The sequence below is a fragment of the Klebsiella sp. M5al genome (assembly GCF_002090195.1).
Lineage (GTDB): Bacteria > Pseudomonadota > Gammaproteobacteria > Enterobacterales > Enterobacteriaceae > Klebsiella > Klebsiella grimontii.
The window spans coordinates 3958061-3976187 of record NZ_CP020657.1 but is presented as its reverse complement, the minus strand read 5'-3'; the positions used below and the strand labels follow the sequence as shown (position 1 = coordinate 3976187).

Genomic DNA, 18127 nt, shown 5'->3' with positions numbered 1-18127 from the left:
GAAGCCAATTTGCCCTTATCCCCGGAAGGCGTAGGGGCGCAATGCCTTAAAGGAGAACGTTCATGCGTCTGTGCGACCGAGATATAGAAACCTGGTTGGATGAGGGGCGACTGGCCATTAATCCGCGCCCGCCCGTTGAGCGCATTAACGGCGCGACGGTCGATGTTCGGCTGGGGAATAAGTTTCGGACTTTCCGCGGGCACACGGCGGGCTTTATTGACCTGAGCGGGCCGAAGGCGGAAGTCAGCGCGGCGCTGGATCGGGTGATGAGCGAAGAGATTGTTCTGCCAGATGGTGAGGCGTTCTTCCTGCATCCGGGCGAGCTGGCGCTGGCGGTGACCTTTGAATCGGTTACCCTGCCGCCGGATCTCGTCGGCTGGCTGGATGGCCGTTCCTCGCTGGCGCGTCTGGGCTTGATGGTGCACGTTACCGCGCACCGCATCGATCCGGGCTGGTCCGGCTGTATCGTTCTGGAATTCTATAATTCGGGTAAGCTGCCGCTGGCGCTGCGTCCAGGGATGCTGATCGGCGCGTTAAGTTTTGAACCCTTATCCGGCCCGGCGGTGCGTCCTTATAACCGCCGCGAAGATGCGAAATATCGCGACCAGCAGGGCGCGGTAGCGAGTCGAATCGACAAGGATTGATAATTTTAGCGGTTTGCTGAGGATGCCATGAGACGAATTCTGACCACGCTGATGATCTTACTGGCGGTAGTTGTCGCCGGTCTTACCGCGCTGGTATTGCTGGTCAACCCCAACGATTTTCGCGCCTATATGGTTAAAGAGGTGGCGGATCGTAGCGGCTATCAGCTTGAACTCAATGGGCCGTTGCGCTGGCACGTCTGGCCGCAGCTCAGCATTCTCTCAGGCCGCATGACCCTGACCGCGCCCGGCGCGGCAGAACCGGTCATTCGCGCGGATAATATGCGCCTTGACGTCGGGCTGCTGCCGCTGATCTCGCATCAGCTGCAGGTTAAGCAGGTGATGTTGAAGGGGGCGGTGATCCAACTGACTCCCAAAACCGAAGCCGTGCGCAGCAAAGGAGCGCCGGTCGTTCCGCACGACAACACGTTGCCTCAGGTTCCGGAGGATCGCGGCTGGTCGTATGATGTCCAGAAGCTGCAGATAGCCGATAGCGTGCTGTTTTTTCAGCATGAAGATGGCGAGCAGGTGACGGTGCGCGATATCCGCCTGCAGATGGAGCAGGACAGCAGCCATCGCGCAACGGTCGATTTCTCTGGCCGGGTGAACCGCGATCAGCGCGATCTGGCGCTTTCCTTCACCGCCCAGGTGCAGGGCGGTGATTATCCTCATTCTCTGAAGGCGGATATTTCACAACTGAACTGGCAGCTTCGCGGCGCGGAGCTTCCCCCTGAAGGGATTAGCGGTCAGGCCAGCATGCAGGCCAGCTGGTTCGAGGATGCGAAAAAGCTCAGCTTCGATAAGCTGAACTTAACGGCTAACGGCAGTACCGTTGCCGGCAACGGTAGCGTGGTGCTGGGCCAACAGCCTGACTGGACGCTGAATCTTCAGGCGGGCACGCTCAACCTCGATAGCCTGCTGTCTCATCCCTCAGCATCTGACAATAATGGCGTTAACCAGCAGGGGCAAAGCCAGGCCAGGCAGCTACGCCCGGTTATTGCGGATAACGGTATTCAGCAGGATTACAACTCGCTGCGCGGTTTTAACGCCCGGCTGAGCATCACGGCTGAGCAGCTGCAGTGGCGTGGCATGCATTTTACCCAAGTGAAAAGCGATATCAGCAACCAGCAGGGGCTGCTGACGATTCATCAGATGCAGGGGAACCTGGACGGCGGGCGACTCTCGCTCCCCGGCTCGCTGGACGCGCGAGGTGAAACGCCGCGAGCCTCCTTCGAGCCGCAGCTCGACAACGTTGAGATCGGCTCGATTCTGAAAGCGTTCAATTATTCGATAAACCTGACCGGCAAGCTCTCGCTGACCGGCGAGTTCTCCGGCGGCAAGATTGATGCCGACGAGTTCCGCCGCAGCTGGCAGGGGCAGGCGCAAATTCAGATGACGGATACGCGCACTGAAGGGCTTAATTTCCAGCAGCTAGTCCAGCAGGCCGTCGAGCGCAGCACCAACGTTCAGGCGCAGGAAAACTACGATAATGCGACCAGGCTGGACTCCGTCAGCACCGAGTTTGCGCTGGATAATGGACAGGTGACCTTAAAGGGTATGCAGGGGCAATCTGAACTGATGGCGTTAACCGGGCAGGGTGAACTCAATCTGCTGAAAGAAGACTGCGATATGCGCTTCAACGTCCGGGTACTGGGCGGCTGGAAGGGCGAGAGCAAACTCATCGATAGGCTCAAGCAGACGGCGATCCCATTGCGAATTTATGGCAACTGGCAGACGCTGAGCTACAGTCTGCAGGTGGACCAGATACTCCGCAAGCAGCTGCAGGATGAAGCGAAAAAACGGCTTAGTGAATGGGCCGAACGCAATAAAAACACTCAGGATGGCAAGGATGTGAAGAAGCTGCTGGATAAGCTGTGAGTCTGGCGGTTGTTGTCGGCGGATGATAATCCATGGCCGGCGTCTTTGCTGACAAAGTGCGACATGTGGCATTGCCCGGCGGCGCTTTGCTTGCGCGGGCCTACGGGGAAGGCGTTATGTGTTGCGGGCGTGGATTTTTAGGCCGGGTAAGGCGTCAGCCGCCGCCCGGCAGTAATGTCAACGGCTCCTCAAAAACCGGTTTGCCATTGTTCGTGCGGCTTTAGAATATTCATTGAAGTGAGCATTACACTTCATAGTCCAGTTCATCTTCATTATGCGCCGGCGGCACTATTTGTACTTTTTGCACCCGATGGCTCTCCACCTGCAGCGTGCGCAGAACGTAGCCGTCAAGGTTCACTTCTTCACCTTCCTGCGGCACATGCTGCAGGTACTCCATCAGCAGACCGGCGACCGTATGGTATTCACGTTTCTCATCCAGCGGCAGGGGGACATACTGGACCAGGTCTTCCAGCGGCATATGCCCGTTGACCGTCCAGCTACCGTCGCCGTTTTTGTGAATATCGTGGCGAGCGTCAATCTCTTCTACTTCATTAGGCAAATTACCGGCGATAGTTTCCATAACGTCGCTGAGCGTGACAATGCCCTCGACGGAGCCAAACTCATCAACCACAAAGGCAAAGTGGGTTCTGGCTTTGCGGAACTGCTCCAGCGCCGGAAGCAGCGGTAGCGTCTCCGGGAACACCAGCGGCTGACGAATCAGGGCCTGCAGGTTGAGCGGTTCATGTCGTAACGATTGCTGCAGCAGATCGATCACATGCACGACGCCAAGCATATCTTCGTCATCATCGACGCCGGTAACCACCAGGCGGGTATGCTGATTCTTGTCGAGTAAGGCGCGGATCTCCTCTTCCGGAGCGCTGAGATCAATATATTCAATATCATGACGCGAGGTCATGATGCTGCTGACGGTGCGCTGATTGAGATTCAGTACCCGCTCAATCATCCGCCGTTCCTGTGGATTAAACAGCGGGTTATCGTCGCGATCGGCAACCAGCGAAGCGGTATCGCTATCCAGCTCGTTATTCTCCTTGTGGCCGCTCAACAGATTCATTACCGCTTCAGTGGTTCGCTGGCGTAACGTCAGGTTGGCCGAGAGAAAGCGATGACGGTTAAAGATCGCCAGCTGATTGAAGGATTCAATCATGACCGAGAAGCCGATGGCGGCGTACAGGTATCCTTTGGGAATAGGGAAGCCAAAGCCTTCGGCAATCAGGCTAAAACCGATCATCAACAGGAAGCTCAGGCAGAGAATAACGATTGTCGGATGACTGTTAACAAAGCGGGTCAGGGCCTTGCTGGCCATCAGCATCAGGCTAATGGCAATAATCACCGCAGCCATCATTACCGCCAGGTGGTCAACCATGCCGACCGCGGTTATCACCGAATCGAGAGAGAAGATGGCATCAAGCACCACGATTTGCGCAACCACTCCCCAGAACCTGGCGCCTTTGCGCTGGGTCGGGTTATCGCTATCTTTGCCTTCCAGCCGTTCGTTGAGCTCAACGGTGGCTTTAAAGAGAAGGAACAACCCGCCAAACAGCATAATGAGATCGCGAGCGCTAAAGCTCAGATCGTGCCACGTAATCAGCGGCCTGGTGAGAGTAACCAGCCATGAGATCGACGCCAGCAGCAGCAGGCGCATCACCATTGCGAGCAGCAGACCGGTCACGCGCGCCCTGTCGCGCTGCGCGGGAGGGAGTTTTTCCGCGAGAATGGCGATAAAGACCAGATTATCAATACCGAGTACCAGCTCAATAACGACAAGCGTGATGAGCCCGGCCCAGATCGAAGGGTCGGCAATCCATTCCATATTCAGTTAAAACCTTTACAACCTAAGAGTGCCATGTACCGATCATGGATAAGCCATAGATAAAATGCAATATTTTCTGCTGTTAATTACCTCGGGCGCCAAACGGGGCCTCGTAATACCTGTAAATAAAATAGCCACTTGCACAGGATATAACCGTATTCAACCACAAGCATATCGGCTGGTTATTATTTGTCATCGTGCGAATTTTCATCGATATAGGCTGAAATGGCCCGCCTGATTTTATGCCGGATTCCGCGCAGGCGCTGAATGGCTATACCAGGGCGGTCTCCGGCAAACGGTAAAGTCTATCAATAGATTTGATGTATATAACAACAATTTCCTGGAATTTAGATATTTATACTACTTAATGTCGTGGCTTGTCGGAGATCAATTTTTGCCGGAGGATGTGATGCGCGTTATCGGGGGACGCAGAGCGGCAAAAACAGCAGTGGGAATAATTTGTTGCCAGTAAAAGGCACCAGGGGTTAGCGGGGAAGACGTCGCTGCTGCTGAAACCCGTTGTGACGAGTAATTTGCTGCCGTTCAGACGGTTTTGTGCGTTAAATAATTTTATTAACACTATAATCGATTATATGGTCTGGATTTTTATTTTTTTGCAGTCACTTGTTCTGTATCAACTCATTGTGAAAGATAACAAGGTATTAAAAGAGGAATGATGGAGGAACGATGAACGTCATTACTCAATCTTATGAATTGAATGGAACGGTTTTTTTGCCTAACATATTGTAAATATTAGATATTTACTTCGAAATATTGCGTATAAGAATTTTCTTAAATCTGTCTATTGGTATGTAGACTTTACGTGTATTCTTAAATTATACGTGTAATTTCAGAATTTGACGGACAGTATGGCAGGGATCAACCGTGTATCATCACTGATAAATGCCAGTGATAGATACAAACTGACAGGATCAAAAGGTTTATAACCATACGGGTGGATATGAAAATGGTGAGTTTGAAAGCAGTTATACCGGTAGCAGGATTAGGGATGCATATGTTGCCCGCCACTAAGGCCATTCCGAAAGAGATGTTGCCGATCGTCGACAAGCCTATGGTGCAGTATATTGTTGATGAAATTGTAGCTGCGGGAATCAAGGAAATCGTGCTGGTAACGCATTCATCCAAGAATGCGGTAGAAAACCATTTCGACACCTCCTATGAACTGGAAGCATTGCTCGAACAACGCGTAAAACGTCAGCTTCTGGCGGAGGTGCAGGCTATCTGTCCTCCTGGCGTAACCATTATGAACGTACGTCAGGGCCAGCAGTTGGGGTTAGGCCACTCCATTCTTTGCGCGCGCCCGCTGATTGGCGATAACCCCTTTGTGGTTGTGCTCCCGGATATCATTCTGGACGACGCCAGCGCCGATCCTCTGCGCTATAACCTTGCCGCGATGGTAGCGCGTTTCAATGAAACGGGCCGTAGCCAGGTTCTGGCCAAACGAATGGAAGGCGACCTCTCCGAGTACTCTGTTATTCAGACTAAAGATCCTCTGGAATCGGCAGGGCAGGTGGCCCGAATCGTTGAATTCATCGAAAAACCTGATGAACCGCAAACCCTGGATTCTGACCTGATGGCGGTGGGGCGTTATGTGCTCTCTGCCGATGTATGGTCCGAACTGGAGCGTACCGAGCCGGGCGCCTGGGGACGCATCCAGTTAACCGATGCCATCGCCGAGCTGGCGAAAAAGCAGTCGGTCGATGCGATGTTAATGACTGGCGATAGCTATGACTGCGGTAAAAAAATGGGCTACATGCAGGCTTTTGTAAGCTACGGTCTGCGTAACCATAAAGAAGGGGCAAAATTCCGCGAGAGCATTAAGAAGCTGCTGGCATAGTTTAAGCGCATAGTTTTTTAGCGGATGAGAGTGAGCGGTCCGAGTTTTCTGATGAAGAACAGACAATTCGTGACCGTTCACACCGTTAAGTACAGCAGGTATCACTGATTAGTATCCATTTTAATACAATGAGTTAGCGGTTTTCTTGTTATATTGTAGCGTTTGCGAACATGAGGCAATGTTCGGAGACTTCTGGTAGTAGAAGAACACGTATCATGCTGAAATGGTCGGACTAGCTAAATTTACTCTTTGCTGATAATTACTTACTAAGACTTTTCTTAAGTAAGTGGCCCTTAGTCAAGGCGTGAGACGAAAATAAAACTTGACTGAGATCATGTTTGCGCATTAAACAACGGTAACGCATGCATAATAATGTGAAGTTACTGATTGTGTATGCCCACACCAATGTCGCGGAAAAGACGTTACGGACTGGAGAGATCGTCAAAGGATGAAAAAGAAATGAACTGGCAGGTTGTCACTTTTTTTGGCGATAGCACCGTACTGTTACCCAGTGCGGCGGTACTGTTTATCGTTCTTTTTCTGCGAAAAGATTCAAAGCAGCTGGCCTGGCACTGGGCTCTGCTGTTCGGTATAACTGGCGCAATTGTCTGCGCATCAAAACTGGCATTTATGGGCTGGGGTATCGGGATTCGCGAGCTGGACTTCACCGGCTTTAGCGGGCACACCGCACTCTCTTCCGCTTTCTGGCCAATCCTCTTATGGCTGCTGTGCGCGCGTGCCACACCAGCTCTTCGTTTTACTGCCGTCGTATTCGGATATGCACTAGCCGGGCTGGTAGGCTATTCCCGTTTGATGGTTCATGCACATTCAACTTCGGAAGTTATTGCCGGCTTGCTGCTGGGCGCCGCAGGGAGTGCAGCCTTTCTGCTGCTGCAGTCGCGTGTTCGCGATACTTATACTGCGCAGTTATCGTTTGGCAGCCTGGCAAGCATGCTCATTATCCCGGCGCTTCTGCTGAATACCGGGGCGAAGGCGCCAACCCAATCGCTGTTGGGCGAGATAGCGGTGAAGCTTGGCCCACTGGAAAAACCTTTTACCCGAGTTGATCTGCACAAGGGATTTTACTGACTCAGGTGAGCGTGGGCGAGATGAAGGATTCAGAGTGATTCATGTGCTGTTCACATTGTATGCAAGATGAAATTTAAGGTGAAATGGCCTGCCGCTGCGATATTTCATATCCATGAAATAAATCTGTGATGGGCCATTCTGCACAATAATTAGCTTAATGATAAGTCGCCAGGATGTTTCCTAAATAAGTTTTCTGGCTAAATATCGAATTTAATAATGATAACACCATGCTGGCATAATTCTTTTCACTATTAATTTTTGTAGTTGACTAACTATAATTAATTTGAAACTAAGTCAACACATTTTTTGTGGTGAAAAAGTAATAAAATCATGAAGTTGAAATTATTCAGTTGTTCTGTACTGCTGTCATTTGTAAGTGGTGAACGGAAAACAATAACCTTATCGACGAGAAGTTCATAGCGCTGCCAGCGTATCTGATAATTTAAGATTACGCTCCCAATTGAGGACAGAATCTCGTAAACTTATGGCCGCGAAATTGTTTGTTTTGATGGATTAATCGCCGATTTATCGAAATCTGCGATTGAATTTAAAGGGAAAGAAGTGCAGTGCATTGGTAGCTGTTAAGCCAAGGGCGGTAGCGTACCTGCGGACGGACGTTTTCTCTATATCACATCTCATTTCATGCGACCGAAATTCCTAAAGTGGACTTCATACAGGTGATTATCTTCACAACCTGTATATACTTGCGTGTTGGCGCCAGCTCAGAGCGTTCCGTTTGGGGGCGGGCAGGAGAAACTGCGGGTGTAAAGCGTAAGGAATGGCCTTCAATAACAATTTCGCATACATTGTGTATTGCAGATAGCCTGTGAATCAAAAGCGGGCGTTGACCTGAGAATCCGATAACATGCTTTCGTTTTCTTTGCTCAAACCTGCAGACCAAAAATAGCAAAGGTTGGCGTCAGAGGGCGCTGCATCTATCTGTGTTCCCCTTGTCGCGCCAGCTTGCGGAAACGGGGCTTTAAATGGATCTTGTACAATGATAAAAATTGCGCGAATCGCACTCGCATTAGGGCTGCTAACTTCAGCCAGCTCACTTGCCTATGCCTCCGGGTTAGTGATGAATGATAACGAACTGCGCAACGATCTGGCGTGGCTTTCCGATCGCGGCGTTATTCATCTCAGCCTGTCGACCTGGCCTCTGAGCCAGGAAGAGATTAATCGGGCACTTAAGAAAGCAAAACCCTCTTACTCTTCTGAACAGGTTGTTCTCGCTCGAATAAACCAACGTCTCGATTCTTTAAAAGCTGATTTCCGCGTGAGTGGCTATACCTCAACGGATAAACCCGGAACGCCGCAGGGATTTGGCCAGAATCAGCCTGCGGATAGTTCTTTATCATTGGCCTTTAATAACAGCGGCGAATGGTGGGATGTGCATCTACAGGGCAACGTTGAAGGTGACGAACGCATCAGCAACGGTTCCCGTTTTAATGCTAATGGCGCCTACGGCGCGGTCAAATTCTGGAACCAGTGGCTCTCGTTCGGCCAGATGCCGCAGTGGTGGGGACCGGGTTACGAGGGCAGCTTGATCCGCGGTGATGCGATGCGCCCGATGACCGGCGTTTTAATGCAGCGTGCTGAACAGGCCGCACCGGAAACCTGGTGGCTGCGCTGGATTGGCCCGTGGCAGTATCAGATTTCCGCCAGCCAGATGAATCAATATACCGCCGTACCGCATACCAAAATTATCGGCGGTCGTCTGACGTTTTCTCCTTTCCAGTCCCTTGAGCTTGGCGCATCGCGCATTATGCAGTGGGGCGGAGAAGGGAGACCGGAGTCGTTTAGCAGCTTCTGGGATGGTCTGGCGGGCAAAGATAACACCGGCACGGCCAATGAACCGGGTAACCAGCTAGCCGGTTTTGATTTCAAATTTAAGTTGGAGCCTACGCTTGGTTGGCCGATTAGTTTCTATGGTCAACTGATTGGTGAAGATGAGGCCGGCTATCTTCCCTCTGCAAATATGTTCTTGGGAGGAGTTGAAGGGCACCACGGTTGGGGTAAAGATGCCATCAACTGGTATGTGGAAGCTCATGATACTCGCTCGAACATGGACCGCCTGAACTACAGCTACAACCACCATATTTATACCGACGGGTATTATCAACAAGGATATCCGCTGGGTGACGCAATGGGCGGCGATGGCCAATTATACGCCGGCAAGGTTGAATTAGTGACGGAAGATAATCAACGCTGGAGCGCACGCCTGGCCTATGCCAAGGTCAATCCAAGAAGTCAGTCGATAAATAAAGCCTTCCCGCAATCGGATACTCTGAAAGGAGTACAGTTGGGTTGGAGCGGGGATGTGTATAAATCAGTGCGTTTAAATACTTCCCTCTGGTACACCGATGCTGATAACAGTGATAGCGACGACGTTGGTGCCAGTGCCGGGATTGAAATACCATTTAATTTATAGCCTAGCTACAGCAACTTTAGAATGTCAGCAGGCTGGTATGCGACCGCTGGTTCAGCAGTCTGTGAAGAGCTAAAAAACGCGCGGTAGTTTGGGAATTAGACACTTTTAGTTTACTGATGATGTGACATTATGAAGAAAAAAATTGTTAGATTTTCGGCATTGGCATTAGCGATAGGGTTTTTATCGGGTTGTACAATCATGCCGGGTCAGGGATTGAATAGCCTTCGTAAGAATGTGGTTGAGCTGCCTGATAGCGATTACGATCTGGATAAACTGGTTAATGTTTATCCTATGACGCCGGGTCTGATAGATAAACTCCGCCCCGAACCCGTCATTGCTCGTTCGAATCCTCAATTAGATAGCCTGTTAAAAAGCTATGAGTATCGTATTGGCGTTGGCGATGTGCTTATGGTTACTGTATGGGATCACCCTGAGTTGACAACCCCTGCGGGTCAATATCGTAGCGCAAGTGATACGGGCAACTGGGTAAACTCTGATGGGACTATTTTCTATCCATATATTGGCAAAGTTCAGGTCGCAGGTAAAACGTTAACGCAAGTGAGACAAGAGATAGCGAATCGCCTGACTACGTATATTGAAAGTCCACAAGTTGATGTCAGTATTGCTGCTTTCCGTTCACAGAAAGTCTATGTAACTGGTGAAGTAACAAATTCCGGTAAGCAAGCCATTACAAACATTCCTCTGACTGTAATGGATGCAATTAACGCTGCGGGTGGTCTTGCGGCTGATGCCGACTGGAGAAATGTCGTCCTGACTCATAATGGTAAGGATACGAAGATTTCACTGTATGCACTTATGCAGAAAGGCGACCTTACACAGAATCACCTCTTATTCCCTGGTGACATACTTTTTGTTCCTAGGAACGATGACCTGAAAGTGTTTGTCATGGGCGAAGTCGGTAAGCAGAGCACGCTCAAGATGGATCGTAGTGGGATGACACTTGCAGAGGCATTAGGTAATTCCGAAGGGATTTCTCAATCGATGAGCGATGCAACTGGTATCTTCGTGGTTCGTCAATTGAAAGGTGATAATAAAGGCAAAATCGCTAATATCTATCAATTAAATGCTCAAGATGCTTCTGCAATGGTTTTAGGTACAGAATTTCAGCTACAGCCTTATGACATTGTGTATGTGACGACTGCGCCACTAGTACGTTGGAATCGCGTAATCTCACAACTGGTACCAACAATATCTGGTGTACATGATATGACTGAAACCGTTAGATATATTAAGAGATGGCCTAACTAATGTTTGATTCAATTTTAGTTGTGTGCACAGGTAACATATGTCGCTCTCCTATAGGAGAACGTTTTCTGCGGCGAGCATTGCCACATAAGAAAATAGACTCGGCAGGAACCGGTGCACTAGTTGATCATTCTGCAGACGAAAGTGCAATAAAAATCGCAGAACTTCATGGACTGTCTTTAGACGGTCACAAAGGTAAACAGTTTACTTCATCTTTAAGTCGACGCTATGATCTTATCTTAGTGATGGAAAAAGCACATATTGAGCAAATTGGTCATATAGCACCTGAAGCAAGAGGAAAGACCATGCTTTTTGGCCAATGGCTAGGCCAAAGGGACATACCAGATCCTTATCGTAAAAGCGAAGAGGCATTTGCATCTGTGTATCAATTGATCGAGCAAGCTGGCTTACGCTGGGTTGAAAAGTTAGGCGCATAATTATTAGGAATTATTGCATGTCATCAATAACAAATAAGACTGCCGCGAAAGAAACAGATGAAATCGATTTAGGTCGATTAGTTGGTGAATTAATTGATCATAGAAAGTTAATCATTTCTGTTACTGCATTATTTACATTAATTGCTTTAATTTATGCACTTTTTGCAACACCAATTTATCAAGCAGATGCTTTGATCCAAGTAGAGCAAAAGCAAGGAAATGCAATACTAAGCAATTTAAGTCAAATGCTTCCTAATAGTCAGCCAAGTTCGGCTCCCGAGATTACTTTGCTGCAGTCCAGAATGATTTTGGGTAAGACTGTAAGTGATCTAAACTTGCAGGCTAAAGCGGTGCAAAATTATTTCCCTGTTTTTGGAAAGGGTTGGGCTCGACTAATGGGAGATAAACCTGGTCGGATATCTATTACAAGATTATATTTACCGGTAAATAATGATGAGCCGCCAGAAATTAAATTAACAGTGCAAGATGACAAGCACTATCTCGTAAAATATAACGACAGAACAATAAAAGGTACTGTTGGCGAACTCTTGGATGATAAAGATTTATCATTAAAAGTAAACTCTATTGAATCCGAACCTGGAACAGAATTTACAATATTATTTGTCGATAAACTTAAAGCTATTACTGATCTGCAAAATGTGTTCACAGTTGTTGACCAAGGTAAAGATACTGGTATGTTGACACTATCGTTAGTTGGTGATGATTCGGAACTGATAGCAAAGATTGTTGATAGTATTAGTAATAATTATTTAGCACAAAATATTGCCCGACAAGCAGCACAAGATGCAAAGAGTTTAGATTTCCTAAATCTTCAATTACCAAAAGTTAGAGGTGATCTTGATATTGCAGAAGATAAACTTAATCAGTATCGTCGGCAAAATGACTCTGTTGATTTGTCGTTGGAAGCTAAGTCAGTTCTTGAACAAATAGTTAATGTTGATAATCAATTAAATGAGTTAACTTTTCGTGAGTCAGAAATTTCACAACTTTACACGAAGGAACATCCTACTTATAAAGCATTAATGGAAAAAAGAAAGACACTGCAAGATGAAAAAGCAAAGTTGAATCAACGGGTTTCATCAATGCCGAAAACGCAGCAAGAGATCCTAAGACTGAGTCGCGATGTTGATTCCGGTCAAGCAGTTTATATGCAGCTTTTAAATCGTCAGCAAGAATTAAGTATTTCAAAATCAAGTGCTATTGGGAATGTCCGCATAATAGATAATGCCGTTACACAGCCAAAGCCAGTTAAACCCAAGAAGATAATTGTTCTACTAGCTGGAATAGTTTTTGGATTATTTGTTTCAATAGGATTGGTGTTGCTGCGTGTTTTTTTCAGGCGTGGGATTGAAAGCCCAGAGCAATTAGAAGAAATTGGGATTAACGTTTACGCAAGCATCCCTGTATCAGAAGCTTTTGCTAAAAAAATGGTGCAGACACCCGGGTGGAGAAAAAAAGAGAAAAGCGAGTATCAGGGATTTCTTGCAGTAGAAAACCCAGCCGATTTAGCTATCGAGGCTATTCGTGGGTTACGGACTAGTTTACATTTTGCTATGATGGAAGCTCGAAATAATGTATTGATGATTTCAGGTGCTAGTCCAAATGCAGGTAAAACATTTGTAAGTACAAATCTTTCTGCTATTATTTCTCAGACTGGTAAAAAAGTTTTGCTTATTGATACGGATATGAGAAAGGGGTATACCCATAAACTATTTAGCGTAAGTAATGATAATGGTTTATCAGATATATTATCAGGTAAAATTGAAATCAACAAAGCAGTAAAAAATATATCAAATGTAGGATTTGATTTTATATCAAGAGGCGCAGTACCTCCAAATCCGGCAGAGCTGCTTATGCATCGCAGATTCGGTGAGTTAATTTCGTGGGCAAGTCAGAATTATGATATCGTTATTTTGGATACGCCTCCAATTTTAGCAGTAACAGATGCCGCAATTATAGGACATTATGCCGGGACTACATTGCTTGTGGCTCGTTTCGAGCAAAATACAGCTAAAGAACTTGAAGTAAGTTTCAAGAGATTTGAGCAAAGCGGAGTAGTCGTAAAAGGTTGTATCCTTAATGGTGTTGTCAAAAAAGCTAGCAGCTATTATGGCTATGGGTATAGCCATTATGGATATACATATACTGACGATAAATAAAAGTGAATAATATATTGGGCCATTATTGGTCCAATATATTTAAAGGCATGCCTCTCTTATTATTATCTCTTTTCCTAAAGTCAGTTAGCATTATCAAAATATATTACAAAATTGAGAGGGTATTATGACGCTTCTCGGAAGGAATTTTATTGTCAGTGTAGCGCTAGCACTATCTGACTTTATAAGTTTTACAGTTTCAATTTATTTAGCATTAGGCTTATTAAGCTTATTTTTAAATGAAACTAATACGCAAATTTATGGATACCAGATTGAAGGATGGATTGCACTTCATTGGTTATTAGGGGGGTGTTGCGTAGCTTGGTATTCAATGCGATTAAGGCATTACTTTTATCGTAAAACATTTTGGTTTGAATTAAAAGAAATATTACGGACCTTGGTGATATTCGCCATAATTGAAATAGCTGTAATGGCATTCACAACTTGGTCATTTTCTCGTTTTTTGTGGATTCTAACTTGGATTTTTATACTATTTCTGGTTCCTGCCTCGCGTATGTTCACAAAGAGAATTTTAGATATATTGGGATTATGGCAACGTGATACATGGATTATTGGAAGTGGGTTAAACGCACATGAAGCATATAAAGCTATTGATAGCGAGCGTAATCTAGGCTTAAACATTGTTGGCTTTATTAGTAGCGAAGGTGGAACCTCAGATGGAAATGAAATTAATGGAATTCCAGTCTTGCCTAATGATTTGAATTGGTTATTAAGTAAAGATAATAAAACACAATTTATAGTCGCAGTAGAAGCTCATCAAAGTGACATAAGAAATACATGGTTAAGAAACTTTATGATTAAAGGGTATCGTTATGTATCAGTGATCCCTACTTTACGTGGAATGCCATTAGATAGTACAGATATGTCATTTATATTTAGTCATGAAGTGATGATTTTTCGTGTACAGCAAAATTTAGCGAAATGGTCGTCAAGAGTTCTTAAAAGAATTTTTGATATAGCAGGGTCACTATCAATAATTTTCGTATTATCACCAGTTCTTTATTATATAAGTCGTAAAGTAAAAGAAGATGGTGGACCAGCTATCTATGGGCATGAGCGTATAGGAAAAGGTGGTAAGCCTTTTAAATGTCTCAAGTTTAGATCGATGGTAATTAATTCTAAGGAAGTTTTAGATAACCTACTTGACTCTGATCAAGAGGCACGAAAAGAATGGGAAGCAACTTTTAAACTTAAAAATGATCCTAGAATTACAAAAATTGGTGGCTTCCTGCGACGTACAAGTCTTGATGAGTTACCTCAATTATTTAATGTGTTGAAGGGTGAAATGAGTTTAGTTGGACCAAGGCCAATTATTACTGCAGAACTAGAGAGATATAATGATGAAGTGGATTATTACTTGTTGAGTAAGCCTGGAATGACTGGTCTTTGGCAGGTAAGTGGTCGAAGTGATGTCGATTATGAGACTAGGGTATATTTGGATGCTTGGTATGTTAAAAATTGGTCTATGTGGAATGATATAGCAATTTTATTTAAAACTATTGGTGTTGTATTGAAAAAAGATGGCGCCTATTAATGTTCGCGTTCTTATAATTCAAACGTTGGTTTTAACATGAAATTTTACATAGCAATTCCTACATATAACGGTGGGGAAATCTGGCAGACAGCTGCTTCAGAAATTAAAAAACACGCCCCACTTAATACAGTCGTCCAAGTGATAGACTCGAGTAGCAGCGATAATACAGTATCGGTTGCTATTTCCAATGGATTCAATGTGCTTACAATACCTGGAAATGAGTTTAATCATGGAGGCACTAGAAACCTTGCGGTTAAAGATTTCGATGATTATGATGTGGTAATTTTCCTAACACAGGATGCAATACCACAACCAAATTTTGTTGAGAATATCCTTTCTGCTTTCGAAAATGAAGATGTTGTTTGCGCGTATGGACGCCAACTTCCTCATACAGATGCAAATCCTTTAGCGATTCATGCTCGCTCGTTCAGTTATCCCGAGAAGGGATATATAGCGGATAAATGCAAAATCCCTAATATGGGGTTGAAAACATTTTTTATGTCTAATTCTTTTTCAGCATACAGGTTATCTGCATTTAAAGAATTAAAAGGGTTTCCGGAAAATACAATACTCTGTGAAGATATGTTTTTTACTGCGAAATCTGTACTTGCAGGATTCAAGGTTGCATATGTCTCGGATGCAATTGTGAAACATTCACATAACTACACTCCAATCGAAGAGTTTAAACGTTATTTTGACATAGGTGTTTTTCACACGGACGAACCATGGATACGTGAAAATAGTGGAGGAGCGGCAGGTGAAGGCAAGAAATATATGATTTCTGAGTTCAAATTCCTTCTTCAGAAAGCTCCACTCTGGATTCCATACGCCTGCATTAGCAATTTTATGAAAATTACCGGTTATAAATTAGGCCAAAAATATAAAATTATGCCAATGAAACTTATTAAGCTATTTAGTATGCATAAAAGGTATTGGAAATTATAAACACTTTAGGCATCAAACGAATGTGAATTTAAAATTTGTTAACAATATATTTCAATACATGAGGGTAAGATGAAAATTTTAGTCACTGGCGGTGCGGGATTTATTGGTTCAGCAGTGGTGCGTCATATAATAAATGACACTACTGATGAAGTAGTGGTTGTGGATTGCTTGACGTATGCAGGAAATTTAGAATCATTAACACAAGTATCAGTTAGCGACCGTTTTAGTTTTGAAAAAGTGAATATTTGTGATAAAGATGAATTGAATCGTATTTTTCATTATCACAAACCTGATGCAGTAATGCATTTAGCTGCAGAAAGTCATGTTGATCGTTCAATAGATGGGCCCGCGGCTTTTATTGAAACAAATATTGTTGGAACTTATACTCTCTTAGAAGTTGCACGTGCTTATTGGAATCAACTAGAAGAGCAATTCAAAAGTAATTTCCGTTTTCATCATATATCAACTGATGAGGTCTATGGTGATCTGCATGGAACAGACGATCTTTTTACTGAAAAGACATCTTATTCGCCTAGCAGCCCATATTCTGCTTCAAAAGCGTCTAGTGACCATTTAGTCCGTGCATGGTTAAGAACATATGGTTTACCCACAATCGTTACGAACTGCTCAAATAATTATGGACCATTCCATTTCCCAGAAAAGCTAATTCCCCTAATTATTTTAAACGCATTAGAGGGGAAACCTCTTCCTGTGTATGGTGATGGCGGGCAAATCCGAGATTGGTTGTATGTAGAAGATCATGCCCGAGCCCTATATAAAGTTGTGACTGAGGGTATTGTAGGTGAAACCTATAATATTGGAGGACATAATGAACGAAAAAATATTGATGTTGTAAAAACAATTTGTCTGTTATTGGAAGAGTATGTGCCCACCAAGCCTAAAGGTTTAAATAATTATTGCGATCTTATTACCTATGTAAAAGATCGTCCTGGTCATGATGTTCGATATGCTATCGATGCTACAAAAATCCTAAATGAACTTGGATGGAAGCCACAAGAAACCTTTGAAAGTGGTATTCGTAAAACGGTTGAATGGTACCTTGCTAACGAGATTTGGTGGAGTCGCGTTAAGGATGGCTCATACACTGACAAACGTCTGGGTCTCTCACGATAATTCTAAGGAAAAAATATGAAAGGTATTGTTCTTGCTGGCGGTTCAGGTACTCGCTTATATCCAATTACCAAGGGGACATCAAAGCAGTTGTTACCCATATATGATAAACCTATGGTTTATTATCCAATCTCTGTTTTGATGCTTGCTGGCATTCGAGATATATTAATCATTTCGACTCCTGATGATATGCCTGGATTTAAGCGTTTGCTGGGTGATGGTCGTCAATTCGGTGTAAAATTTAGTTATGCTATTCAACCAAGCCCAGATGGTCTTGCTCAGGCATTTTTGATTGGTGAAGAATTTATCAATGGAGACAGCTGTGCGTTGGTTCTGGGGGATAACATTTATTTTGGTGAAAGCTTTGGACGTAAGTTAGAAACTGTTGTGCAACGAACAGACGGAGCTACAGTGTTTGGCTATCAGGTAATGGATCCAGAACGTTTCGGTGTTGTCGAGTTTGATGAAAACAGTCGCGCTGTGTCTCTCGAAGAAAAACCTTCCGAACCAAAATCGAACTGGGCAGTTACGGGGCTGTATTTTTACGATAACAATGTTGTAGAAATGGCAAAAAGAGTTAAACCGTCTGCACGTGGTGAGTTAGAGATTACTACGCTAAATGAAATGTATCTGGAACTAGGCAATTTGCACGTTGAAAAGCTAGGCCGAGGATTTGCATGGCTAGACACCGGTACTCATGAGAGTTTACTTGAGGCCTCTCAGTTCATCCATACAATTGAACAGCGACAGGGATTTAAAGTGGCATGCCTGGAAGAGATTGCATATCGCAAAGGTTGGCTCACTAAAGATGAAGTATTAGCACAAGCTAAAATACTGTCGAAAACACAATATGGGCAATATCTCCAAATGTTGGTAGAGGAGAAATAA

The 18127-nt window shown here is 45.1% G+C and carries 13 protein-coding genes; 12 read left to right on the top strand and 1 reads right to left on the bottom strand.

The features are described from left to right. Positions 1 to 62: 62 nt before the first annotated feature. Both dcd and asmA read left to right on the top strand, forming a co-directional pair. A complete protein-coding gene (gene dcd / locus BWI76_RS19120; protein ID WP_004138694.1) occupies positions 63 to 644 on the top strand; it encodes a dCTP deaminase in 582 nt (193 codons plus the stop codon). A gap of 27 nt (positions 645 to 671) precedes the next feature. Then, positions 672 to 2519 carry an outer membrane assembly protein AsmA gene (gene asmA, locus BWI76_RS19115; protein ID WP_049087582.1) on the top strand — a complete coding sequence of 616 codons (1848 nt, stop codon included), beginning with the start codon at positions 672 to 674 and terminating at the stop codon, positions 2517 to 2519. 244 nt (positions 2520 to 2763) lie between these two features. Here the strand turns inward: asmA and BWI76_RS19110 are convergent, their stop codons facing one another. Beyond that, the gene (locus BWI76_RS19110; protein ID WP_004138695.1) at positions 2764 to 4350 is read right to left on the bottom strand and encodes a TerC family protein; all 1587 of its coding nucleotides are present in this window, start codon (positions 4348 to 4350) and stop codon (positions 2764 to 2766) included. Between the two features lie 961 nt (positions 4351 to 5311). Here BWI76_RS19110 and galF point away from each other — a divergent pair. From galF to rfbA, 10 genes are all read left to right on the top strand, one after another. Further along, the gene (gene galF / locus BWI76_RS19105) at positions 5312 to 6208 is read left to right on the top strand and encodes a UTP--glucose-1-phosphate uridylyltransferase GalF (RefSeq protein WP_024360046.1); all 897 of its coding nucleotides are present in this window, start codon (positions 5312 to 5314) and stop codon (positions 6206 to 6208) included. 459 nt (positions 6209 to 6667) lie between these two features. Then, positions 6668 to 7297 carry a phosphatase PAP2 family protein gene (locus tag BWI76_RS19100; RefSeq protein ID WP_004138697.1) on the top strand — a complete coding sequence of 210 codons (630 nt, stop codon included), beginning with the start codon at positions 6668 to 6670 and terminating at the stop codon, positions 7295 to 7297. 997 nt (positions 7298 to 8294) lie between these two features. Beyond that, the gene (locus tag BWI76_RS19095) at positions 8295 to 9728 is read left to right on the top strand and encodes a capsule assembly Wzi family protein (protein WP_004138698.1); all 1434 of its coding nucleotides are present in this window, start codon (positions 8295 to 8297) and stop codon (positions 9726 to 9728) included. Between the two features lie 129 nt (positions 9729 to 9857). Then, on the top strand, positions 9858 to 10997 hold the full coding sequence (locus BWI76_RS19090; RefSeq protein WP_004138699.1) for a polysaccharide export protein: 1140 nt from the start codon (positions 9858 to 9860) through the stop codon (positions 10995 to 10997). Continuing rightward, positions 10997 to 11431, top strand: coding sequence for a protein-tyrosine-phosphatase (locus BWI76_RS19085; protein WP_004138701.1), 435 nt, complete (start codon positions 10997 to 10999; stop codon positions 11429 to 11431). Before BWI76_RS19090 ends, BWI76_RS19085 begins: the two co-directional genes overlap by 1 nt. 17 nt (positions 11432 to 11448) lie before the next feature. Continuing rightward, positions 11449 to 13611, top strand: coding sequence for a polysaccharide biosynthesis tyrosine autokinase (locus BWI76_RS19080; RefSeq protein ID WP_004138703.1), 2163 nt, complete (start codon positions 11449 to 11451; stop codon positions 13609 to 13611). A 124-nt stretch (positions 13612 to 13735) separates the two neighbouring features. Further along, on the top strand, positions 13736 to 15163 hold the full coding sequence (wbaP, locus tag BWI76_RS19075; protein WP_064371588.1) for an undecaprenyl-phosphate galactose phosphotransferase WbaP: 1428 nt from the start codon (positions 13736 to 13738) through the stop codon (positions 15161 to 15163). Between the two features lie 36 nt (positions 15164 to 15199). After that, positions 15200 to 16108 carry a glycosyltransferase family 2 protein gene (locus BWI76_RS19070; protein WP_064371587.1) on the top strand — a complete coding sequence of 303 codons (909 nt, stop codon included), beginning with the start codon at positions 15200 to 15202 and terminating at the stop codon, positions 16106 to 16108. Between the two features lie 69 nt (positions 16109 to 16177). Continuing rightward, positions 16178 to 17242, top strand: coding sequence for a dTDP-glucose 4,6-dehydratase (gene rfbB, locus BWI76_RS19065; protein ID WP_004138707.1), 1065 nt, complete (start codon positions 16178 to 16180; stop codon positions 17240 to 17242). Between the two features lie 15 nt (positions 17243 to 17257). After that, positions 17258 to 18127 carry a glucose-1-phosphate thymidylyltransferase RfbA gene (rfbA, locus tag BWI76_RS19060; protein WP_004138709.1) on the top strand — a complete coding sequence of 290 codons (870 nt, stop codon included), beginning with the start codon at positions 17258 to 17260 and terminating at the stop codon, positions 18125 to 18127.